This is a genomic window from Streptomyces sp. NPDC051907, from assembly GCF_040681075.1.
Lineage (GTDB): Bacteria > Actinomycetota > Actinomycetes > Streptomycetales > Streptomycetaceae > Streptomyces.
In genome coordinates this window covers 171,311-193,220 of record NZ_JBFAYB010000002.1, presented here as the reverse complement: position 1 = coordinate 193,220, position 21,910 = coordinate 171,311, and the positions used below count along the sequence as shown (strand labels likewise).

Below are 21,910 nucleotides of genomic sequence, written 5' to 3'. Positions count from 1 at the left end.
TTGTCCATTATCCACCGGTGTCCCTATTATGCAGGGACACCGGTGTGCGGGAGCCGATCCACGGTCCCGGCGGGTGCGTCCTCATCGAGGGGGAGACGTGACGGACACGCAGATCCTGTTCCTCGGCTTCGGGTTGATTGCCGCAGCGATCCTCGCCGTCGTGGGATCCCAGCTGGCTCCGGCAGACACCGCCACCGGCCTCGTGCCGGTCAAGAGCAGGTGGAACTGGGCGGCCGGGGCGGCCTTCGCCACCGTGGTCAACCTGGGGCTGCTTTTCCAGTCGCTGGACCTGGGGCAGGGCCTGCCGAGCGGTGCCCGTGCCGGGTGGGTCGGCATCGGCGTGATGTGCGCCGTCTTCGCCGCCCTCGTTGCGTACGTCGTGCATAGGGGCGAGGCGCGCGGCCCCCGATGGAGGAAGACCGGCATCGCCTTCTCCGCGACCATGGCCGTCATCGCAGTGGTGGAGATGGTCGTCGCCTGACGCCCCCCTCCCCGGAGAAGTCCCACGTGCTGGACGGAGCTGATGCTCCGTCCAGCACGCGCATGTCCGGGCCAATCCGGCCCAACCCGGGTGCTGCCGATATGCCAGCACCAAGACTGGCATATCGGATGAAATGTCCGATCGCTGCACAAGTTGACTTGGCATCAGCATAGGTACAGGATAACCGTAATTATCCTGTGCGTTCACACCGTCCGCCAGACGCAAAACCGCGCCGAGCAGATTGAACGCATGTCACCCGGCGACCGGGGCCCGACTGCTCTGCTCGCGCAATTCAGCCCGCGCCCATCCGAAGGCGCAGCTGACCACGGCCCGTGCGGTCGCCGCGCTGGTGGAGGCCGCTGAGGAGAAGGCCGTTGAACCCGCCTTCCTCTTGGAGGGCCCGGGCGCTGACATACGAACGGTTCGGCGTCCGGCGCGAGCCGCCAAGAGAAGGCTTCGGTCTCCATGGCGACCAAGCGTGACAAGCTCGACGTCGATGTGAGCACGATGCGGGCCTGCTGGCGCCGACACGCTGATGCCATGGGCGTTGACGTGGAAGCGATGGTGGCGGAAGCCGCTCCCGGACCGCCCGGTTCGGATGGCGGAGCGGGTATCGGCGGCGCCGCGCATGCGGGCCGCGCATCCCGCCGCCGGACGAACTGGCAGCCGTGGTGTTCGCCCCCACAAACGGCCTGACCGCGCACAAGAAGATATTCAGCCGCGCGCAGCTCCTGGCGGCTGTCGCGAACGCGCTTGAGCACGGGATCGACGCCGACCCGGACCGCCTGGAGCAACTCGCCGACCAAGTTCTCGCGGTCGAGGGCTAGGCGGTGCGGGTGCCGTCGTGCGGTTCCACCGTCATGTCGTCCATCGACCGCTACACGACCCAGGACATCCTGGACGCCGAGGGCGTTGTCCGTCGTCAGGTTCTGGACCGCTTCGACGGCGGCTCGGCGAAGCTCACCGACGAACGGGCCTCGTACGCGATCGAACGGTTCCAGAAGGCAGTTGGACGACCGGGCCGCGGCACGCTGCTGACCGAGGCCGCGCGTACCGGCACGAAGGTCGTCGCGATCGGCGACCACCTGCAGCTGCAGGCGATCGGTCCTGGCGGCTCGTTCCGCGAGAGCCACCGCCTGGTCCAGGGGCTCACGCTCACCGAGAACCGCCGCCAGGAGGACGCCGCCGAACGCGCCGCCCTGGACGTCTGGCGCACAGGCGATCACGAACTCGCGCTGCGGATGCTCGCGGCGGGCGACCGGGTCCACCCCACCGAGACCGCCGACGAGGCACGCGCGCAGATCCTCACAGTCTGGGACGAGCGAACGGAGTTCGCCTTAAGCGGCACGCAGACGTGCTTCTGCTTCGTCTTCGGGTCGGACTTGCCGTTGCGCTGGCCCTCGCACTGCTCTCGGCATTTACGCAGCCGTGAGTAGAAGAGCTCGAGCATCTCGGCGGTGAGGTTGCCCGCCTTCAGGTCGCCGAACGTCGGCTTGAGGTAGTTCCGGATGATGCCTTCGGCCCGCTCGTACGAGGTGTCCTCGTCGAGCTCGGCGACGCCGAGCCAGCGGTCGAGGAGGAACGACTGGTCACTGGCGCTTGGGGTGGCGCTTGTCGTCGACTTGCTGGAGGAGCCGAGTGCGTGTCTTCTCCGCCTCGGGCTCCGTCTCGGCCTGCTCGTGGAGGTAGAGATCCTTCTTCGTCAGGGGGTCGCGGCCCGCGTAAACCCGGACCTGGAAACCAGCCCCGTTGGGGCGGATGCTGCCGCGCTGACGTCGCTTCGATGTCGTGGTCGCCATGGTTCTGGAACCTATTCATGGCTAATGCCATGGCTACGACGAACAGCGCGCCTACCTCGGGGAGGTAAACGCGCTGGTCAGACACTGTGCCCCCGGCAGGATTCGAACCTGCGACACCCGCTTTAGGAGAGCGGTGCTCTATCCCCTGAGCTACGGAGGCGAGGATCTCGGCGAGATCCGGCGACTAGCCTAGCGGATCGTGGCTCCCGGCTGGCAAGACTTACGTTTTTGCAGGTCAGGCTGGACCGAAGGGGCGTGGCGCGGCTCGGGTGACTTTCGGTCAGGTGAGGGGCGGCCTAGCGTGGAAGCATGCGTGGGGACATGGTCACGCTCTTCCTCTGCGGCGATGTGATGCTCGGTCGCGGCGTCGATCAGATCCTGCCCTGTCCCGGTGATCCCCTTCTCTGGGAGTCGTATATCTCGGACGCCCGCTCCTACGTCGGGTTGGCGGAGGCCGCGAACGGCGCCATTCCGTGGCCCGTCGGGTACGCCTGGCCGTGGGGGGATGCGCTGGAGGTGCTGGAGGAGGTCGCGCCCGATGTGCGGGTGGTGAATCTGGAGACCAGTGTGACGCGCAGCGGCGACGTCGCCGAGGATAAAGAGGTCTGCTACCGGATGAACCCGGGCAATCTGCCCTGTCTGGTCGCCGCCCGGCCCGACGTGTGTGTGCTTGCCAACAACCATGTGCTCGACTTCGGCCGCCGCGGGCTCGAGGAGACCCTCGACTCCCTCGCCGGTGCGGGGCTGTGTGCCGTGGGGGCCGGGCGGGATGGGGAGGAGGCGCGGCGGCCCGCCGAAGTGGACGTCGGCGGGGGGCGGCGGGTGCTCGTCTTCTCCTTTGGGGCGCCTTCCAGCGGGATTCCGCATCGCTGGGCCGCCGGCCGGGGTCAGGCCGGGGTGTGGCTCGTGCCGGAGTTGTCGGATGCCGCGGCCGCCGACGTCGTACGCCGGGTGCGGCGGGCGAGGCGGCCCGGGGACGTCGTGGTCGTCTCCGTGCACTGGGGGTCCAACTGGGGCTACGGCGTCTCCCGTGGGCAGGTCCGGTTCGCGCGTGCGCTCGTCGACGGCGGGGTCGACGTCGTGCACGGGCACTCCTCGCACCACCCCCGGCCCCTGGAGATCTACCGCGGCCGGCCGATCGTCTATGGATGCGGCGACTTCATCGACGACTATGAAGGCATCTCAGGCCATGAGGAGTACCGGGACGACCTTCGGCTCCTCTACTTCGTGTCCGTCCGGCCGGACGCGGACAGGGATGCGGACGGGGATTCGGGCGCGGGCGTGGGCGAGCCGGCGGCGGTGCGGATCGTTCCCATGCAGGCCCGGCGGATGCGGCTATGGCACGCCTCGGACAAGGATCGCGCCTGGCTGCGGGAGACCCTGGAGCGGGTCAGCCCCGGGCTGCGTGTCAGTCTGGAGCCCGGCGGCCTCGCGGTCCGCAGCGCGGTCGGTGGGTAATGCATGGATCTTGACCGCCGGCGGGCGCCCGCATAGCGTCGCCGACGTACTGAGCAAGCGCTTAGAGAGGGGCGACCGTGCCTCAGCCCGACTCGTCCGCACGCCACGACGCCCTGCTGACCGCACCGGGCGCGCCGTTCGCCGTTGTGCGCGGGGAGGACGGGGGCCTGCTGTACGCCGACGGACCCCGCACGCTGCGGGAGTTCGTCGAGGCCGTCTGGGCCTTCGGAGACCGGCCGTTCCTCGTCGCCGAGAGCCGCTCGTACAGCTATGGCGAGTTCTTCGCCGCCGCGTCCGCGCTCGCCTGCCGCTTCGTCGAGACGTACGGCCTGCGGCCCGGCGACCGCGCCGTCGTCGCCATGCGCAACCACCCCGAGTGGCAGATCGCCTTCTGGGCCACCCAGTTGGCCGGGCTGGTCGCCGTGCCGCTCAACGCGTGGTGGACCGAGGAGGAGTTCGTGTACGCCCTCGACGACTGCGCCCCGAGCGTGCTCCTCGTGGACGGGGAGCGGCTGCCGCGCGTCGACGCGTGGCGGAGGCGGGCCGGCGTGCGCACGGTCGTCTTCCACCCCGAGGGCGCGGGCGAGAGCGCGCACGGGGGCGAGTGGGGCGAAGGCGTCGAGCGGTACGAGGACTTCGACGAGCCCGACCCGTACGCCGCCCCGCCCGCTATAGAGGTCCGGGCCGAGGACGACGCCACGATCATCTATACCTCCGGGACCACCGGCCGCCCCAAGGGCGCCGTCGCCACCCAGCTCGCCCAGGCCGGCGCCGCGGTCAATCCGCGCTATTACGTCGCCGCCGCCGCGCTCGAACGCGGCGCGATCCCGGGCCAGGGGTCCTCGCCCGTCTGCCTGATGACCTTCCCGTTCTTCCATGTGGCGGCGTTCACCACGCTGTACTCCACTATGGCGGCCGGCGGCACACTCGTGCTGATGCGGAAGTGGGATGCCCAGCAAGCCCTCGGGCTCATCGAGCAGCATCGCGTCACGCACTACTCCGGCGTGCCCACCACCGCCCTTCAGCTGCTGGACGAGGCCGAGCGGGCGGGGGCCGGGCTGGAGACCCTCACCCATCTCAACACCGGCGGCGCCCCCGCCCCGCCCGATCTCGTCGGCCGGCTCACCGCCCGCCATGGGCGGCGGATCGAGCCGCGCAACGGCTATGGGCTCACCGAGACCAGCGGGGGAGTCCTGGCGAACTATGGCGAGTCCTACCGCGCGCACCCGCACAGCGTGGGCCGGCCCACCCCCGCCACCGAGGTGCGGATCGCCGGGCCCGGCGGCGAGGAGCTGCCCGAGGGCGAGGTCGGCGAGCTATGGCTGCGCGGACAGGCCGTCGTGCGCGGGTACTGGCGGGACGAGGAGGCGACCGAGGCCGCGTTCCGCGACGGCTGGTTCAGGACCGGCGATCTGGCGACCGTGCGCGAGGGGCGGGTCAGCGTCGTCGACCGGCTGAAGGACATGGTCCTGCGCGGCGGCGAGAACGTGTACTGCGTCGAGGTGGAGGCCGTGCTGCACGACCATCCGGATGTCGCGGACGCCGCCGTGCTGGGCGTCTCGCATCCAGTGCTCGGCGAGGAGGTCGCCGCGGTGGTGCAGCCGCGGCCGGGGGCCGCGCTCTGCGTCGACGAGCTGCGCGCCCATGTCGGCAAGGCGCTCGCCGCCTTCAAGGTGCCCGCGCATGTGCTGCTCCGGGACGAGCCCATGCCCCGCAACGCGACGGGGAAGATCCTCAAGCGCGAGCTGCGCGGGAGCGTCGAACGGGCGGTGCTGGGGAGCGCATGAAGGCACCCGGCGGGCGGTGCTCGGGAGCGACTGAAGGGCCCAGAAGGTGGCCAAGATCGGGTGAGGCCCGGGCGGTGCTCGGGAGACACAGATGCCCCGCGCTCACGACGTGCGCGGGCTTACTCGCTCGCGACTCGCTCAGGAGCGGGTGACCCGCACCTTGTAACCGCCGTCGTCCGTCTCGCCGATCACCGAGATCCGTATGCCGTTGGCCCGGTCGGTGAACGACTCGCCCGGCCCGTAGGGAGCGTCCGAGAGCTCCGCGTGCACATTGGGCCGTCGGGTGCAGCCCCCGCTGTCCCGGTCGCTGTCCGAGACCGTCACCGGTCCCTGTCCGGTGTCCACGTCGGACTTCACGCGGTAGATCAGCACGCCCGGCTCGCACACGGCCTCGTCGTTGCCCGCCCGCGTCCGCACCTCGACCGCGTAGCCCGACTCACGGGTCAGCGGCACGATCGCCATCTTGGCGCCGCCCGTGGTGGCCAGCGGGGTCAGCGCGTACTCCGTGGTCCCGCGCGTCGACGCGCAGCCCACCTGGGCGCCGTCCAGCCAGCCGAGCTTCCACTTGTGCCAGCCCAGCAGGTCGTTGTTGGCCCCCCAGTCCTCGGACATGATGTCCCAGTGGCCGACCGCGCCGCCGCCGTCGGAGGTATAGAGGTCGGGAAGGCCGAAGACATGGCCGTTCTCGTGCGGCAGGACGCGGTAGCCGGTCTCGGCGTACGACCCCGATCCGTCGTCCTGACGGCTGTAGACGAAGGACGTGTTCGACAGGGGGACGCCGTCGGCGAGAGGGGCCTCGCTGTTGCCGGAGAACGTCACCGACAGCACGGTGTCCAGCGCTGAGGGGCCGGCGTTCGGCGTGACCAGGATGTTGACCAGGTCGTAGGCGCTGAAGTCCACCTTCGGGTCGGCCACCGTCACGATGTCCTCGACCAGCTTGCGATACGCGGGCTCATAGGGAGAGCCGCGCTCTATTTCGTACGCCTCGAACGGCAGCGGCATCCGCAGCCAGTCGGTCACCGGCGAATGGGGGTGGTAGGTGAGCCGTCCGTACGAGCTGGTCTTGAACCAGTCGGAGGTCTGCGGGAAGAACTCCGCCAGCCGGTCCGCCGCCTCCCCCTCGCCGACCGCGTCGGGGAAGTCGATCATGAGATTGAGCGCGCGTATCTCGCCTATAGAGGGCGAGTAGCCGGACGGAGTGGGCATGCCCTCCGACATCTGCACTCCGACCGCGGAGGCGATGCGGCAGGGGCCGAGGCCCGACTCGTCGGGCGCGGCCACCGGGCCGGCGGAGGCTTTGCTGGGGACCGGAAGGGTGCCGCTCGCGGTGTTGAGCGCAGCGAGGGTGAGGGCGGCGAAGGCGGCGAGTCCGCTGAGTCGACGGTGCCTGCCGGATCTGCTGTTTCTGCTGGTCTTGCTGCTTCTCCCGGATCTGCTGTGCCTGCCGCGGCTGCTGTGACTGCTAGGGCTGCTGTGGTCGCTATGCGCGCGTATCCGGTGATGGGGCTGCTGCATACGACGCCTTCGAGTCCGCGGCAGCAGGCCGGACCCTGGCTGCGCTCAATGCGATCAGCCTGTGACGGGCGGTGGCCGGACGCTCGCCGGGTGAGCCGTCCGTGGGTATTCCGCCGGCCGACTATGTGATGCAGGTCACAATCGATCCGGGAAATAACCGGGGATCCTTTCCCCGTTTGAACTCGTGTCCCCGCGAAACGGGGACCCCGTCCCCGGTTGTGATTCGGATACGGGCACAGACTGGACTTAGGCCTATAGCCAGACCTAGGCCACCTAGACCTGGACCACCTGCACCTGGGCCTGGACCGGAGAGAAAGAAAGGGAGTGGAGCCGTGAGCCCCGCCGACACCGCCGCGCGCCGCACCCCGCGGCCGCGGGCAGACGCCCTGCGTAACCGGGAGCGGATCGTCACGGCCGCGCGGGAGATGTTCGTGGAGTTCGGGCCCGACGTCCCGCTCGACGAGATCGCCCGCCGCGCCGGCATCGGCAACGCGACGCTCTACCGCCACTTCCCGGACCGCGACGCCCTCATCCACGAGGTCGTCCTCTCCGTCCTCGCCCGCACCACCGAGCGGGCGTACGAGGCCATCGCCGAGGAGGCGGACGGCTTCGAGGCGCTGCGGCGCTTCACCCACGCGGCCGCCGACGAGCGGATCGGGGCCCTGTGCCCGCTGCTCTCCGGCGCGTTCGACAAGGACTACCCCGATATGAACGAGGAGCGCGTACGCCTTGAGGCAGCCGTAGAGGACCTCTTCGTACGCGCCCAGGAAACGGGCCGTCTCCGCGCCGACGTCGCCGTCGGAGACCTGCTCGTCGCCCTCTCCCAGCTCACCCGGCCGCTGCCGGGCACCGCGTGCCCGAACATCGACCGCTTCGTGCACCGTCATCTGCAGCTGTTCCTGGACGGCCTCGAAGCGCCCGCGCGCTCCGAACTGCCCGGCGCGGCCGCGACCATGGAGGACCTGCGGAACCCATGAAACGCGAAACACCGTAAGCGATCGACGCGCACAGCGTCCTCAACGGCATCCCTCAACGGCATTCCTCAGCGGCACTTCTCGGCGGCGTTTCTCAGCAGCGCCGACCGCGACGACAGCACCGCTGAGCTGAACCGGCGCGTCGCCGGTCTTCCCTACGACTCTTGCTCACCACGCCCGATTTGACCTCTCCGCACCCCTTAGGTGGCTACCCCCATGTCGAAAACAGCCGACATATCCCTCCCTGACCCCAGTCGCTGGAAAGCGCTGGTCTTCATCGCCCTGGCCCAGCTGATGGTCGTGCTCGACGCGACCATCGTGAACATCGCCCTCCCCTCCGCCCAGCTGGACCTGGGTATCTCCGAGGGCAACAAGCAGTGGGTCATCACGGCGTACGCACTCGCCTTCGGCGGTCTGCTGCTCTTCGGAGGCCGCATCGCCGACCTGTGGGGCCGTAAGCGCACCTTCGTCGTCGGCCTCCTCGGCTTCGCCGCCGCGTCCGCCCTCGGCGGAGCGGCCACCGGCGAGGCGATGATGTTCGGCTCGCGCGCCCTCCAGGGCGTCTTCGGCGCGCTGCTCGCGCCCGCCGCGCTCTCGCTGCTGGCCGTGATGTTCACCGACGCCAAGGAGCGCGCCAAGGCCTTCGGCATCTATGGCGCGATCGCCGGCGGCGGCGGCGCGGTCGGCCTGATCCTCGGCGGCTTCCTCACCGAGTACCTGAACTGGCGCTGGACGTTCTTCGTCAACATCCCGTTCGCGGTCATCGCCGCCGTCGGCGCGTACTTCGTCATCCGCGAGCCGGCCGGCTCGCGCAACCGCTCCACGCTCGACATCCCCGGCGTGATCCTGTCCACCCTGGGCCTGGTGGCGCTGGTGTACGGCTTCACGCGCGCCGAGTCGGCGGGCTGGTCCGACAGCCTGACCGTGGGCATGTTCGTCGCCTCCGCGGTGCTGCTCGCCGCGTTCGTCGTCACCGAGGCCAAGGTCAAGTCGCCCCTGCTGCCCCTGCGCGTGCTGACCGAGCGCAACCGCGGCGGTGTCTACCTCTCGCTGGGCCTCGCCATCATCGCGATGTTCGGGCTCTTCCTCTTCCTCACGTACTACCTGCAGATCGTCAAGGGCTACAAGCCCGTGGAGACGGGCTTCGCCTTCCTCCCGATGATTGTGGGCATGATCACCGGCTCCACCCAGATCGGCGCCCGGCTGATGACCCGCGTGCCGCCGCGGCTGCTGATGGGCCCCGGCTTCCTGGTCGCCGGGCTCGGCATGCTGCTGCTGACGCAGCTGGAGGTCGGCTCGTCGTACGTCGGTCTGATCCTGCCCGCGCAGCTGCTGCTGGGCCTGGGCATGGGAACGGCCTTCATGCCGGCCATGTCGCTGTCCACGCACGGCGTGCGTCCCGAGGACGCGGGCGTCGCCTCCGCGATGGTCAACACCTCGCAGCAGGTCGGCGGCGCGATCGGCACGGCGCTGCTGAACACGATCGCGGCCTCGGCCACCACGGCGTACGTCGCCTCCAACGCGGCGGGCGCCAGCAGCCCGAAGGCGCTCCAGCTGGACGCCATGGTGCACGGCTACACGAGCGCCATCTGGTGGGCGGTCGGCATCCTCGCCGCCGCCGCGGCCATCGCCTTCACCTTCATCAACACCGGGCGTCCGGGTGCCGATTCGACCGCTATGGCCGGCTCGGGCGAGGGCGTCGAGGACGAGGTGAAGATCCCCGTCGTGGCGCACTGAGTCGCACTGAGGCGCCCTCGGCGCACAGCGCCAGCCACGCGCTGAGAGGTCAGTGAGCACAGAGCCCCGCCCGGTCGAACCGGGCGGGGCTCTCGCACGCTCAGCCGAACGGGTCGGCGGAGCCAGGGCAGGCCAGCACCGCAGGGGCAGGTCAGCGCAGCCAGGGCAGGTCCGCGCAGCAAGAGCAGGCCGGCACGGCACAGAAGAGCAGACCAGTGCAGCCAGGGCAGGTCAGTGCAGCCAGGGCAGGGTCAGTGCAGCCAGGGCAGGGTCAGCGGAGCCAGGGCAGGGTCAGCGGAGCCAGGGCAGGTCCGCGCCCGAGTCCTGTGGCTGGAGCCCCTCCGCCACCACCTGCATGATCTCGCCGAGCTGCTTGACCTGCTCCGGGGTGAGCCGGTCGAACATCGCCTGGCGTACCGCGTCGACATGGCCGGGAGCGGTCCGTTCCAGAACCTTGAAGCCCTCGTCCGTCAGCACGGCGTTCTGTCCGCGCTTGTCGGAGGGGCAGTCCTCGCGGCGCACCCAGCCGTTCTTCTCCAGCCGCGCGACGGCGTGCGAGAGGCGGGAGCGGGTGATCTTGGCATCTATAGCGAGCTCGGTCATCCGCTTGCGACGTCGGGGCGCCTGGGACAGCTGGACCAGCAGGCCGTAGTAGATGTGCGGCATGCCCGCGTCGCGCTGGAGCTGGCGGTCGAGATGGTCCTCGAAAAGGGTGGTGGCGTGCAGATACGCGCGCCAGACCCGCTGTTCGTCGTCGTCGAGCCAGCGCGGCGGAGCGGCGCCGTCGCCGTTGGATGCCGTGTTCATGCATCCCACTCTACGACCTGTCCTTGAAAGTTGAACTATATGGAGTTACGGTCCCTGTAGCTTGAGACTTCAAGTAGTACCCTGGAGTCGGATTCGGGAGTCAACGTCATGAACGCCACCCCCACCGCGGAGCGGATGCCCGCCCTGTATCTCTCCCATGGCGCGCCGCCGCTCGCCGACGACCCCGTCTGGCCCGGCGAGCTGGCCGCGTGGTCCGCGTCCCTGCCGCGCCCCAAGGCGGTCCTGGTGGTCTCGGCCCACTGGGAAGAGGCGCCGCTCGCCCTGGGCGCGATCGAGACGGCGCCGCTGGTCTACGACTTCTGGGGCTTCCCCGAGCACTACTACCGCGTGCGCTATGGAGCGCCGGGAGCGCCTGAGCTCGCCGACTCCGTACGGAAACTGCTCCGCCGGGCCGGGACCCCGGTTCAGGACATCCCCGACCGGGGCCTGGACCACGGTGCGTACGTTCCCCTGGTCGAGATGTACCCGGCCGCCGACATTCCCGTACTCCAGATCTCCATGCCCACCCTCGACCCGCGGAAGCTGATGGACATCGGGCGCAGGCTCGCGCCGCTGCGGGACGAAGGTGTGCTGATCGTCGGCAGCGGGTTCTTCACCCACAACCTGGCGGCGCTGCGGCACCAGGGCACTCCCGGATGGTCGGCAGAGTTCGACGACTGGGGGCAGCGGGCGCTCGCGGCAGCAGATGTGGACGCGCTGCTGGACTTCGAGAACAAGGCGCCGGCGGGGCGCCTGGCTCATCCGCGGACTGAGCACTTCGCACCGCTGTTCGTCGCCCTGGGAGCGTCTCAGGGCGAGCTCGAGAGCGGGCGGAGCGTGATCGACGGCTTCTGGATGGGCCTGGCGAAGCGTTCCGTGCAGTTCGGCTAGAGGCCGCCCAAGGGCTGGGCGCAGCGCAACAGCCAAGGGCAGCGCACAGCTGATAGCGCACAGCTAATAAGGGGAGCGCGAGGGGCGGCGCAGAGGTCAGAGCGCCGGGGGGTTGAGCTCTATAGAGCGCACGGCGGCGGCGAGGGCCGTCGCGTCGCCGACGTCCAAGGCGGTGTCCGCGAACTTGATCGTGTGGTCGTCGCCGTGCGCCGCCGCCCGCTCGAAGATCTCCTCGGCGCTCGCCGTCGCCGGCGCGTACGCCGTGGGCTCGGCCGGGGTGTACGCGGCGGTGACGGCCGCGCTGGCCGCCCAGGCCGCGGAGAGACTCGGCGCCCATAGCTGGCGCGGGAGCGCCGGCAGCGTACGCAGTACGGCGTTGGGCGCGGTCGCCGCGTGCACCAGCATGGTCGGCTCGCCGTGGCCGTGCGTGGCATAGCGGTGGGTCGCCGCCGCGACGAGCTCCGTGAGGCGAGCGCGCGCGGTGTCCGGGTCCGGGGCCTCGCCCCAGAGCGGGAACGCGCTGAGCTGGCCGAACCGGGCCCGAATACCGCCGCCCTGCACGGGGATGGCCGGTACGCCGGCCAGCGCGGCCGCGGCGTTCGGCGCCGGATCGAGGGTTTGGATCGACGGCAGCAGCTGATGGCGAGCGGCCCAGTAGCCGAGGCCGTGCGCGAGCTCGGCGATGCGGGGCGCGGTCTCCTCGGTGGTGAGCAGGGTGCGTACGGCATGGCCCACGCGGATCACCGGGTGCGTCGCGCCCGCCGCTATACCGGGGGCCAGCCGCGGCCACCACTCGGCGAGCACCTCGCGCCAGGGGCGGTCGACGGTCTCGCGCGCGAAGTAGGCGGTCCAGTCGGCGATGCGGCTCGGGTCGCCGAGTGCCTCGCGCCAATTGCCGTACGTCACCGGGGTGTTGAGGTCCGGCATGTCTTCGAGCTTGGCGCGGTAGTAGTCGAGCCAGCGGTGGACGGTCGGGGCCTGGCCGCGGCGTACGAGGGCCTCGACCGCCATAGGGGCGTGATTGCTCAGCCAGCCGTTCCGCTCGGGGCCGGAGGCGTGGAGTCGCTCCAGTGCTTCGTCGAGGGTGCCGGTGGTGTCGGTCGCGCCGCTGGCGCCGGTCGTCTTGCCGCCTTGGGTGTCCATGATCTGGACCCTAGGCGGGGCCCCAGCGCACCGTAACGGGCTGTGGCCCTAGTCCTGAAGCCTCTATGGGGCTGGGACCGGGGTCTGAGGGCGGGCCTGAGCACCGGCTTGGGCGGGTCTGAGATCGGGGCCTGACGTCGGCCTGACGTCGGAGGTCTGAGGCCGGGATTTCGGGGGAGGCGTACGGGAGTGGGAGTCACGACGTCGACCGGGACTCCCTCCAGGGCGTCGGTCAGGACGTCGGCAGGGCTGCGAGGCGCTTCGGCAGGGCTACGAGGTCGGCGTACGACGACTGGGATATCTGACCCCCGACGGGGAAGCAGGGCAGAACGGACATCCCGAGCAACCTAAAGGCGGCGCACGCCGTCTTCAGGTGGGGAGTGCGGCGACGGGCAAGGGGGCGCGTCGAGTGTGACGGCCGTCACGCGTGCGCAGCGATGTCGGGGCTGCGCGGAGTCTTCGAGACCGGCCGTCGTGTCCGCCCTGACCTGCACCTCTGTCTGTTTCTACCGGATTCGCCCACCGGTGGGGGCCGACAGGGTACTGCATGATCACGAAAATCGATGGGCGGCATGGGAATTCTGTCCGGATTCCAGTCGTTGTTTCCATCGGATGCAGGGCACCCGGAAGGGTGTCGCGACCTACTCAGCAAGGGAGCTCGCATGGCAACCCGTGCCGTCGCCCGTCGTCAGTCCGATTCCACTGGGACTGGGACCGTCCGGGCAAGCAGCGTTCGCGCCGTGGGCGGGGAGATCGCCGACCGCGACCTGGTCGGCATGTACCTCGATGAGATCGCGCGTACGCCCCTGCTCGACGCCGCAAAGGAAGTCGAGCTGTCCCAGACGATCGAAGCGGGCGTCTATGCCCGGCAGGTCCTCGACAAAGAGGTGGAGAGCGACGCCGGCGGCGCGACGCGCGAGGAGCTCGAAGCGCTGGCTGCCGAGGGCGAGCGCGCCAAGGACGTCTTCATCCGCTCCAACCTCCGCCTTGTGGTCGCCGTCGCCCGGCGCTACCCGCGCAGCGGCCTGCCCCTGCTGGACCTGATCCAGGAGGGCAATGCGGGCCTGGTGCGCGCGGTCGAGAAGTTCGACTACGCCAAGGGCTTCAAGTTCTCGACGTACGCCACGTGGTGGATCCGCCAGGCGATCACGCGCTCTATAGCCGACCAGTCCCGCACGATCCGGCTCCCCGTCCACCTGGTGGAGGAGCTCGGCCGGATCCGCCGTGTCCAGCGCGAGTTCAACCGCGAGAACGGGCGGGACCCGGAGGCCGCGGAGATCGCGGTCGAGCTGGGCTCGACGCCTGAGCGTGTGACGGACGTGCTGGACTGGGCTCGCGACCCGGTCTCGCTGAACATGGCGGTGGACGACGCGGGCGAGACGCAGTTCGGCGACCTGCTGGAGGACACCTCGGCGGTCTCGCCGGAGCAGTCGGTCATGACGCTGCTGCGCAGTGAGGAGCTGGACGGTCTGATAGGCAAGCTGGACCACCGGACGGCTTCGATCATCCGTATGCGGTACGGCATCGAGGACGGCCGCGAGCGGACGCTGACCGAGGTCGGCAAGGAGCATGGCCTGACGAGGGAGCGGATTCGTCAGATCGAGAAGCACGCGCTGCTGGAGCTGAAGAAGATGGCGAGGGACACGGGGTTCGACGCGGCGGCGTAAGCCGGTCGCTCTCCCCCGCTCTTATCCCTTAGCCCTTCTTACTCCCCATAAGCGGACCCCGGCGCCCACCCCCCCTGGCGCCGGGGTCCTTCTTCTATGCGGTCGTGCGTTCGTTCAGTCGCGGGACCAGTCGCGGGACGGAGTGCAGGGGCTCGACGCCGCTCAGGCGCTAGACCGAGCGCGTCAGGCGCGCGCCCAGGTCCGTCACGTACTCCACGAGCTCCCGCGGACCCGCCACCGTGAACTCGCAGTCGACCAGGGCCAGTCGCAGCGCCAGCCATTCCACCGAGTCCCCTGTGCGCACGCGGAGCCGGCACTCCTCCTCGCCCGTCGGCGTGGGCGCGCCCAGCGTGTCGGGGAGGCGGGCTGCCACGAAGGACGCCGGGGCCGCGAAGGTCACGTCGACGTCGTGCTCGGCCTGCTGGCGGGACATCGTGCGGCTCAGCAGCTCCGCCCCGTCCGCGCCCTCCGGCAGTTCCTGCGGCGTGAACCGCGCCCCGGTCGCGAAGGGCTCCGACACCCGGTCGACCCGGAACGTCCGCCAGTCCTCGCGCCCGACGTCGTACGCCACCAGGTACCACCGCCGGCCCGTCGAGACCAGCCGGTACGGCTCCACCTGCCGCTTGGTCTCGGTGCCGTCGCCCGCCCGGTAGCCGAAGCGCAGCCGCTCCCGGCCGGTGACCGTCGCGGCGATGACCGTGAGGGTCTGCGGGTCGATCGTCGCGCCGTCGCCGCGCGTGAGCGGGATCGTCGCCGCCTGCAGGGTGGTGACCCGATGCCGCAGCCGGGACGGCAGTACCTGCTCCAGCTTGGCCAGGGCTCGTACGGAAGCCTCCTCGATGCCCTCGATCGCGTGGCCGGCGCCCGCGCGCAGCCCGACCGCGATGGCGACGGCCTCCTCGTCGTCGAGGAGGAGCGGCGGCATCGCGGCGCCCGCGACCAGGCGGTACCCGCCCACCGCGCCCATAGTCGCCTCGACCGGATAGCCGAGGTCGCGCAGCCGGTCGATGTCGCGCCGGATGGTGCGCGGGCTCACTTCGAGGCGCTCGGCGAGCTCGCTGCCCGGCCACTCGCGCGGAGTCTGGAGGAGGGAGAGCAGATTCAGGAGTCGTGCCGGAGTGTCCGTCATGTTTCTCAGGATGCCCGTCATCTAGGACATGAGCTGACCTACATCCAGATTACATTCTTCCTATGAGTTCACCGAGTGCAGAGACTTCACGGGTCGCGGTAACGGAAAAGGCCAGTTCGGGTACGGATGGGGCGGGTGAGGGCGCCGTCGGCAACGCGGACACGGCAGCCGGCGCGGCCGCCGATCGCCGACGCTGGATCGCGCTCGCCATCGTCATGACGGCCGCGTTCATGGACCTGGTCGACGTCACCATCGTCAACATCGCGATCCCGAGCATCGAACGGGACCTCGGAGCCTCCTTCGGCGCGATCCAGTGGATCACCGCCGGATACGCGCTCGCCTTCGCCGCCGGACTGATCACGGGCGGCCGCCTCGGTGACATATATGGGCGCAAGCGCCTCTTCCTGATCGGCATTACCGGCTTCACGCTCGCCTCCGCGCTCTGCGGCTTCGCCGCGAACGAGGAGATGCTGGTCGCCTCCCGCCTCCTCCAGGGTGCGACCGCGGCCCTGATGGTTCCGCAGGTGCTGTCGATCATCCACGTCACGTTCCCGGCTCATGAGCGTGGCAAGGTCTTCGGCCTGTTCGGCGCGATCATCGGCCTCGGCGCGGTCTCCGGCCCGCTGCTCGGCGCGCTGCTGACCCAGTGGAACCTCTTCGGCCTCGAGTGGCGGCCGATCTTCCTGATCAACCTCCCGGTGGGCATCGCCGGACTGATCCTGGGCCGGAAGTTCATCACCGAGTCCCGCGCCCCGAAGGCGCTCCGCCTCGACCTGGTCGGCGTCGCGCTCGTCACGCTCGGCCTGCTCATGCTGATCTACCCGCTGACGCGCGGCCGCGAGCTGGGCTGGCCGCTCTGGGGTCACCTGTGCATGGTCGGCAGCCTGGTCGTCTTCGCTCTCTTCCTGGCGTACGAGAAGTACAAGACGCGGCGCGACGGCTCGCCGCTGGTGGAACTGTCGCTGTTCAAGGTGAAGAGCTTCGCGGCCGGCATCGCTGTGCAGCTGACCTTCGGCATCGTGATGGGCATCTTCTTCCTGGTGTGGACGATGTACATGCAGACCGGCCTCGGCTGGACCCCGCTGCGGGCGGGGCTGACGGGCGTGCCGTTCTCGATCGCGGTGTCGACGGCGGCCGGGATGTCCGTGCAGACGCTGGTGCCGCGGTTCGGCCGCAAGGTGCTGCAGGCGGGCGCTGCGACGATGGCGGCCGGTCTGCTGCTCTACATCTGGGAGGCCGGACGGTACGGCCTGGAGATCAACTCCTGGCAGATGATCCCGCCGCTCGTGATCATGGGCGCCGGCATGGGCCTGATCGTCGCGCCGCTGACGGACGCGGTGCTGTCGGAGGTGCCGCGTGAGCACGCCGGCTCGGCGTCCGGGCTGATCAACACGACCGGACAGATGGGCAACGCGCTCGGGCTCGGACTGGTCTCGGTCGTCTTCTTCGGAACGATCGACGACCGTCAGACCACGACCCCGACCGAGGTCGGGACGGCCTTCGCGGAGGCGTTCCAGAACTCGCTGTGGTGGGTGGCCGCGGTGCTGGTCGCGATCTTCGCGCTGATGTTCGCGCTGCCGGCACGGTCCAAGCAGCACGTGGAGGGCGCGGAGAACGCTGAGGACTCTGCGGACTCCGACGGCTCGGACGACTCCGAGGGGCCGGGCGCCGCGAGCCCCGACTCCGTGAAGGTGCCGGGGCAGGCGAACCCGGGTCAGACCGACACCGGTCAGGTGGAGCCCGCACTCGCCCACTGATCCTGTGGGGCGCGAGGCCCGGCCTGGGGATACGACCCCGGGCCGGGCCTTTCTGTGTGCGCAACCCCTGCTGGAGCAGTCAACGGGCCCTGACAGACTGCCTGTTCATGAACGGAAACAAGATCGATCAGGACGGCGCCGGCACTGGAGGCAGCGGTGTCGGCGGAGACGGTGTCGGCGGTGTTGGCGTCGGCGTCACCTTCGGGCTGCTGGCGGCGTGGGCGGTGCACGACGCCGAGGAAGTAGTGACGGTGCCGCGCTGGACGCGTACCCGGGTAGGGGAGCTGCGGGAGCGTTTTCCGCAGGCGCCGGAGGCGATATGGCGGCGGTTGGAGTCCATCGACGGGCGGGAGTTCAGCACGGCCGTCGCCGCGATGGCGGTGATCGTCGCTGCCGCGGCGGCCGACGGGCACCGCACCGGCGGGCGCTCTTCCTTCTACCAGGGAGCGCTCAACGGATTCGGGCTGCACGGCCTGGTCCACCTCGCGCAGGCGGCTGCCGTCCGCGGCTACACGCCGGGCTCGGCCACCTCTCCGCTGGTGGTCGTTCCCTTCACGCTCTGGGCCCGCGGCCGGCTGCGGCGAGCCGGGGTGCTGCGCCCCGCACGACCGCGCGACATCGCGCAGGGCCTGGGCCTCGCCGCAGCGGCCACGGTCGGGTCGCACATGGTGGCACGACGGCTGCTCAGGCGGAGTCGGACGACGTCCACTACGTGACCGTGACCGTTAGGTGGAGTGGGGCGACGTCCCGTATGTGACCGTGATCGTCAGGCGGAGTCGCGGACGGCGTCCAGCACGTGACCGCGATCCGCTGCCTCCCGTCTGCCTCCCGTCCGGCGTTCCGTCGTTCCGGAGTGAGTCGAACGGGAGCGCGCCTGCAATCCGGCGGCAGCGGATCAGCGCACCCGTGCGCGGTGCTCCATGGCCTCGCGCGCGGTGCGCTCCGCGCCGTACACCTCGCACATATGGCGGCCGTCGGGCGTCGCCGTGTGCTCGACCTCCCACAGACTCGTCTCGGTGCCGTCGAGCAGCAGAAACGCGTGCTCGTAGAGCGTGAAGCCCGCGTCCTTGCCCTCCACCCGGCACTGGCGGCCGAACACCTGGGTGATGTGGTGCGCGAAGGCCGCCTTCAGCCGGCGCGCGGTGCCCTCGCCCGGCCGGTCGGCGTTCTCGGCGCGGCGCAGCACACGGCGGGCGTGGTCGGCCGAGTCCTCTGGGACGTACATCCGCGGGAGCGGGGTCGGGGGAGCGGACATCAGCGAGGCGAGCAGCTCGAGCCCGGTGTCCAGGCCGCAGTCCGGTCCGCTGCCCAGTCTGCCGTTGAGACCGCCCACCAGGCCGCACGGTGCGCCGTCGGCGCCGTCGGCGCCGTCGAAGCCCGGGAAGCCGGCCGGCAGCCGCGACGCCGCGAGGCGCGCCTCCGACTCCTCGGTGTACAGCTCGTGCTGCTCCGCGCTGTCCCGCCCGGTGTTGTGCACCAGCTCCCACAGCACCAGCGAGCCGCCGTCGCTGAGCAGGTAGGCGTGCCGGTACGTCGCCAGGTGCAGCGTCGCCGTGTGGTGCGAGGAGTGCAGCGAACTGGCGTGAGCCAGCGCCGAGTCGAGCCGTTCGATCGTCGCGTCGGGCAGGTCGAAGGAGTTGAGCGCCCGACCGAGGAGTCGCTCGAGGTGCGCCTCGGTTGTCTCGTACGGATCGTTCAAGGTGGGTCTCCAGGCCGTCGCCGCAAGTCACTTGGTGATTGCTAAACGTAGCGCTTGGGTCTGACAATGCGTCCGGGGTTCGGCAAAACGAAGGGAGTGCGCGGTAAGTTCCCGCGCCCCCGCTGGTTCGGCCGGCCCATGGGTCAGTCGCCGTCGCGGTCGGGTCCGGCACCGTGGGGATCCGGGTGCGAGCCGTAGAGATCCCGGTACGAAGGGAACGTGCCTCCTGGACCCTCGACGCTCTGAGCGGCCAGTAGGGCGCGCACGATCGCGCGGGTCACCGTGTCGGCGCCGGCGGCCAGCACCTCGTTGAGGGCGAGACGGTCGTCGGCGGCGAGCGGGGTCGCGCCGGTGGCGAGGGCGAAGACGGTGTCTCCGTCGTTGAGGAGATGGACCGGGCGGACGGCGCGTGCGATGCCGTCGTGGGCGGTGCCCGCGAGCTTCTGGGCCTGGGCGGGCGTCAGTTCGGCGTCGGTGGCGACGACGGCGAGGGTCGTGTTCAGCGGGGGAGGGCCGTTCCTCTCGCGCGCCGCGGCCAGCCGACGCTCGGCGGCGGCGTGGACCTCGGGGGAGGGGTAGGCGACGCGGCCCTCGATGTACTGCCCGTACAGCACGCCCGTCAGCGGATCGACCGCAGCGCCCACCGCGTTCGCGACGACCAGCGCGGCGACGGTGATCCCGGACTCCAGGACCGTGCTGGCGGTGCCGACGCCGCCCTTGAGCTGTCCCACGACCGCGCCCGTGCCCGCGCCGACCGAGCCCTCCTCGACGGGTGCGCCCTCGGCGGTGGCGGCCGCGGCCTCGACCGCGGCGCGTCCGGTCGAGGCGTCCGGCCTGGCCCTCCAGTCGCCGCCGCGGCCCAGGTCGAAGACGCAGGCGGCCGGGACGACCGGCACCACCTGGGACGGGTCGGGGCCGACCCGTACGCCCCGGCCCTGCTCCTCCAGCCACGCCATCACCCCGGCGGCCGACTCGAGGCCGTACGCGCTGCCGCCGGTGAGCACGACGGCCTCGACGCGCTCGACGAGGTTGCGGGGATCGAGCGCGTCGGTCTCCCGGGTGCCCGGGCCGCCTCCCCGTACGTCCACGCCGGCTACCGCCCCGCCCACGGGCGCGAGGACGACGGTGGCGCCGCTCAGCGCGCCCTCGCCCGGCACGCGCGCATGGCCGACGCGGAGGCCGGGGACATCCGTAAGACCGCCCGTCACTGTGTCTCTCCTGTCCGTGGCACCTGTGGTGTCTGTGCTGCCTGGGGTAGCTGGGGTGGCTGTGCCATGCGTATCACGGCAGTTGACCTGCTCATCGCGCCGTCTCCGGCGAACGGCTGGCAAGCGTCACTCCGACCGCCACCGTCGCCGCGGCCACGCACCCGGCGGCGAGCACGGCCCAGGCGCCCGCGAAGGTGCACGCGAGGATCGCGAGGGCCGCCACGGGGAGCGCGAGCTGCTGGGCAAGGCCGTGCTTGAAGTGCCGGGCGTGCAGCAGCCATACGGTCAGCAGGAAGAGCGCGGTGGGGATGGTGACGGCGGCCGAGGCGGCCGTCGTAGAGATATGGGCCTTGTGAGCAGCCTGCTCGACGGCGACTTCGAGGCCCGCGCCGATCGCCGCACCGGAGGCGAAGATCAGGTAGTGGCCGTAACCCCAGAGGAAGGCCTCCTTGTTGGAGACCAGCCGGTCGTGGGCGGGGACGGCGAAGTAGACCCACCAGGCGGAGAAGACGATCAGCAGGCCCCCTCCGGCGATGGGCAGCAGCTTCCTGAGCTCGTCGGACTCGTCGAGCGCGGACTGCATGGCGACGGTGGCGGCGAAGATCGTCTCGCCGAGCACGATGATGGTGAACAGGCCGTACCGCTCGGCGATGTGGTGTGCGTGCCAGCTGGTGGCCATGGAGCGCTCGGCGAGCGGTGGGACGGCCAGCTCGGCGAACACCATGACCAGGAAGACCCAGGGGCGTAGGTCCTCGGGCAGGACCACCAGCCCCAGCCAGCCGACCTGGCACAGCGCTACCCCGGCGGCGTACCTCAGGGCGGTGGCGCGCTCGGGCCCCTCGGTCGACGCGGCGGCGCGCAGCCACTGGGTGATGAGTGCGACGCGCATGACGACATAGCCGAGCCATACGTAGAAGTAGTCATGGTCCTGGAAGGCGCGCGCGACCCCGGCGGCGAGGATCAGCACACCCGCGATCTGTACGAGCGTCACGACGCGGTAGGGCACGTCGTCGGTGTCGTACGCCGAGGCGAACCAGGTGAAATTCATCCAGGCCCACCAGATGGCAAAAAAGACCATGGCGTAGTCGAGGACACCGCTGGCGGCGTGGTCCTCGGCGACGGCGTGCACCAGCTGCACGCCGGCCTGGGCGACGGCGACGACGAAGCAGAGGTCGAAGAACAGCTCGAGCGGTGTAACGGCCCGGTGTGCTTCGTCCCTGCTGCGGGAGGTCATGCGGCGCAGGGGCCGCCCTGTGGGTGTGGGCGTCATGGGGACAGGACACCAGAGGGCGCTGCCCCGCCCATGGCGACGCGCACTGCGGCGACGGGGGCGGGCTTCCTTGGGCGGGGGAGCGGCGGTGGGAACCATGCGGGCGGCCGTCTCACGCTGTCTGGCGTAGGCATCCCGCCGTCCGGAGGACGCCTTCCGCCGTCGGCCGCCCGAGCGGGCCGTCTGGACGCGGCGATCACCCACCCACCCCGGAGAAGGGGGAGTAAGGGGAGCAGAGGGTGCATGCCGTCCATAGGGTGCGTGCGGTCTCCGGGGAGCGGTGGTCCGGCCGCCGCCCGGGCCCGCCGAGCCGACTTCGGAGTCCGTCCCCGAGCAGGCAACGTCTGGCGCCCCAGCCGGTCGCCGTACCCTGGAGGCATGAGCACCGCCCCCGCCCCCGGACCGCGTGATGCGGAGCAGCCCCGGCAGCAGTCGCCACGACCGAAGCTCGACTTCGACGATCCGCTGGACCAGCAGTCCGCGGACGATACGGACCGTGGGTGGGGCGAGCGGCCCACCCCGAGCGGCGACAGTGCGGCGGATCTCGCGCGCTTCCTCGACGAGAAGCCGCCCCACCACGCCTGAGTG

General features: G+C 70.5%; 20 protein-coding genes and 1 tRNA gene. 12 read left to right on the top strand and 9 right to left on the bottom strand.

Annotated features, from left to right (window positions below; translation table 11 throughout):
• The first annotated feature begins 97 nt into the window (after positions 1-97).
• The 3 genes from AB0M39_RS02220 (at position 98) to AB0M39_RS02210 (ending at position 1,917) form a co-directional block, all read left to right on the top strand.
• The gene (locus tag AB0M39_RS02220) at positions 98-481 is read left to right on the top strand and encodes a hypothetical protein (protein WP_365359153.1); all 384 of its coding nucleotides are present in this window, start codon (positions 98-100) and stop codon (positions 479-481) included.
• Positions 482-1,152: 671 nt separating this feature from the next.
• Positions 1,153-1,308, top strand: coding sequence for a hypothetical protein (locus AB0M39_RS02215; protein ID WP_365359151.1), 156 nt, complete (start codon positions 1,153-1,155; stop codon positions 1,306-1,308).
• A gap of 33 nt (positions 1,309-1,341) precedes the next feature.
• Positions 1,342-1,917, top strand: a complete 576-nt coding sequence (locus tag AB0M39_RS02210; RefSeq protein WP_365359149.1) for an AAA family ATPase — start codon at positions 1,342-1,344, stop codon at positions 1,915-1,917.
• A 153-nt stretch (positions 1,918-2,070) separates the two neighbouring features.
• Here the strand turns inward: AB0M39_RS02210 and AB0M39_RS02205 are convergent, their stop codons facing one another.
• Entirely contained in the window at positions 2,071-2,280 is a 210-nt protein-coding gene (locus tag AB0M39_RS02205) for a hypothetical protein (RefSeq protein WP_365359147.1), read from the bottom strand.
• A gap of 87 nt (positions 2,281-2,367) precedes the next feature.
• Positions 2,368-2,440: transfer RNA gene (locus AB0M39_RS02200), tRNA-Arg, on the bottom strand.
• 149 nt (positions 2,441-2,589) lie between these two features.
• Here AB0M39_RS02200 and AB0M39_RS02195 point away from each other — a divergent pair.
• Both AB0M39_RS02195 and AB0M39_RS02190 read left to right on the top strand, forming a co-directional pair.
• A complete protein-coding gene (locus AB0M39_RS02195) occupies positions 2,590-3,738 on the top strand; it encodes a CapA family protein (RefSeq protein WP_365359145.1) in 1,149 nt (382 codons plus the stop codon).
• Between the two features lie 77 nt (positions 3,739-3,815).
• On the top strand, positions 3,816-5,525 hold the full coding sequence (locus tag AB0M39_RS02190; RefSeq protein ID WP_365359143.1) for a class I adenylate-forming enzyme family protein: 1,710 nt from the start codon (positions 3,816-3,818) through the stop codon (positions 5,523-5,525).
• Positions 5,526-5,663: 138 nt separating this feature from the next.
• Here the strand turns inward: AB0M39_RS02190 and AB0M39_RS02185 are convergent, their stop codons facing one another.
• Positions 5,664-7,040: a M6 family metalloprotease domain-containing protein gene (locus tag AB0M39_RS02185; protein ID WP_365359141.1), complete on the bottom strand. Its 1,377-nt coding sequence runs from the start codon at positions 7,038-7,040 to the stop codon at positions 5,664-5,666.
• Between the two features lie 332 nt (positions 7,041-7,372).
• On the opposite strand from AB0M39_RS02185, the gene AB0M39_RS02180 reads away from it, so the two are divergent.
• Complete coding sequence (locus AB0M39_RS02180; RefSeq protein ID WP_365359139.1) at positions 7,373-8,017, top strand: helix-turn-helix domain-containing protein; 645 nt, start codon at positions 7,373-7,375, stop codon at positions 8,015-8,017.
• A gap of 213 nt (positions 8,018-8,230) precedes the next feature.
• Complete coding sequence (locus AB0M39_RS02175) at positions 8,231-9,751, top strand: MFS transporter (protein WP_365359137.1); 1,521 nt, start codon at positions 8,231-8,233, stop codon at positions 9,749-9,751.
• Between the two features lie 291 nt (positions 9,752-10,042).
• On the opposite strand, the gene AB0M39_RS02170 is transcribed toward AB0M39_RS02175, so the two are convergent.
• Complete coding sequence (locus AB0M39_RS02170; RefSeq protein WP_365359135.1) at positions 10,043-10,558, bottom strand: MarR family transcriptional regulator; 516 nt, start codon at positions 10,556-10,558, stop codon at positions 10,043-10,045.
• Positions 10,559-10,666: 108 nt separating this feature from the next.
• Here AB0M39_RS02170 and AB0M39_RS02165 point away from each other — a divergent pair, with 108 nt between their 5' ends.
• A complete protein-coding gene (locus tag AB0M39_RS02165; RefSeq protein ID WP_365359133.1) occupies positions 10,667-11,449 on the top strand; it encodes a class III extradiol ring-cleavage dioxygenase in 783 nt (260 codons plus the stop codon).
• Between the two features lie 96 nt (positions 11,450-11,545).
• On the opposite strand, the gene AB0M39_RS02160 is transcribed toward AB0M39_RS02165, so the two are convergent.
• A complete protein-coding gene (locus tag AB0M39_RS02160) occupies positions 11,546-12,592 on the bottom strand; it encodes a questin oxidase family protein (protein ID WP_365359131.1) in 1,047 nt (348 codons plus the stop codon).
• A gap of 662 nt (positions 12,593-13,254) precedes the next feature.
• On the opposite strand from AB0M39_RS02160, the gene AB0M39_RS02155 reads away from it, so the two are divergent.
• A complete protein-coding gene (locus AB0M39_RS02155; RefSeq protein ID WP_365359129.1) occupies positions 13,255-14,259 on the top strand; it encodes a sigma-70 family RNA polymerase sigma factor in 1,005 nt (334 codons plus the stop codon).
• Between the two features lie 169 nt (positions 14,260-14,428).
• On the opposite strand, the gene AB0M39_RS02150 is transcribed toward AB0M39_RS02155, so the two are convergent.
• Positions 14,429-15,388, bottom strand: coding sequence for a YafY family protein (locus AB0M39_RS02150; protein WP_365359127.1), 960 nt, complete (start codon positions 15,386-15,388; stop codon positions 14,429-14,431).
• A gap of 215 nt (positions 15,389-15,603) precedes the next feature.
• Here AB0M39_RS02150 and AB0M39_RS02145 point away from each other — a divergent pair, with 215 nt between their 5' ends.
• Together AB0M39_RS02145 and AB0M39_RS02140 are read left to right on the top strand one after the other, a co-directional pair.
• Positions 15,604-17,145, top strand: a complete 1,542-nt coding sequence (locus tag AB0M39_RS02145; RefSeq protein WP_365359309.1) for an MFS transporter — start codon at positions 15,604-15,606, stop codon at positions 17,143-17,145.
• A gap of 107 nt (positions 17,146-17,252) precedes the next feature.
• On the top strand, positions 17,253-17,861 hold the full coding sequence (locus AB0M39_RS02140; protein WP_365359125.1) for an HXXEE domain-containing protein: 609 nt from the start codon (positions 17,253-17,255) through the stop codon (positions 17,859-17,861).
• Positions 17,862-18,040: 179 nt separating this feature from the next.
• Here the strand turns inward: AB0M39_RS02140 and AB0M39_RS02135 are convergent, their stop codons facing one another.
• From AB0M39_RS02135 to AB0M39_RS02125, 3 genes are all read right to left on the bottom strand, one after another.
• The gene (locus tag AB0M39_RS02135; RefSeq protein ID WP_365359123.1) at positions 18,041-18,844 is read right to left on the bottom strand and encodes a DUF6227 family protein; all 804 of its coding nucleotides are present in this window, start codon (positions 18,842-18,844) and stop codon (positions 18,041-18,043) included.
• A gap of 143 nt (positions 18,845-18,987) precedes the next feature.
• The gene (locus AB0M39_RS02130) at positions 18,988-20,052 is read right to left on the bottom strand and encodes a P1 family peptidase (RefSeq protein WP_365359121.1); all 1,065 of its coding nucleotides are present in this window, start codon (positions 20,050-20,052) and stop codon (positions 18,988-18,990) included.
• Between the two features lie 91 nt (positions 20,053-20,143).
• Positions 20,144-21,322, bottom strand: a complete 1,179-nt coding sequence (locus tag AB0M39_RS02125) for a low temperature requirement protein A (protein ID WP_365359119.1) — start codon at positions 21,320-21,322, stop codon at positions 20,144-20,146.
• Between the two features lie 378 nt (positions 21,323-21,700).
• Between AB0M39_RS02125 and AB0M39_RS02120 the strand changes: the two genes are divergently transcribed.
• A complete protein-coding gene (locus AB0M39_RS02120) occupies positions 21,701-21,907 on the top strand; it encodes a hypothetical protein (RefSeq protein WP_365359117.1) in 207 nt (68 codons plus the stop codon).
• The last annotated feature ends 3 nt before the right edge of the window (positions 21,908-21,910 follow it).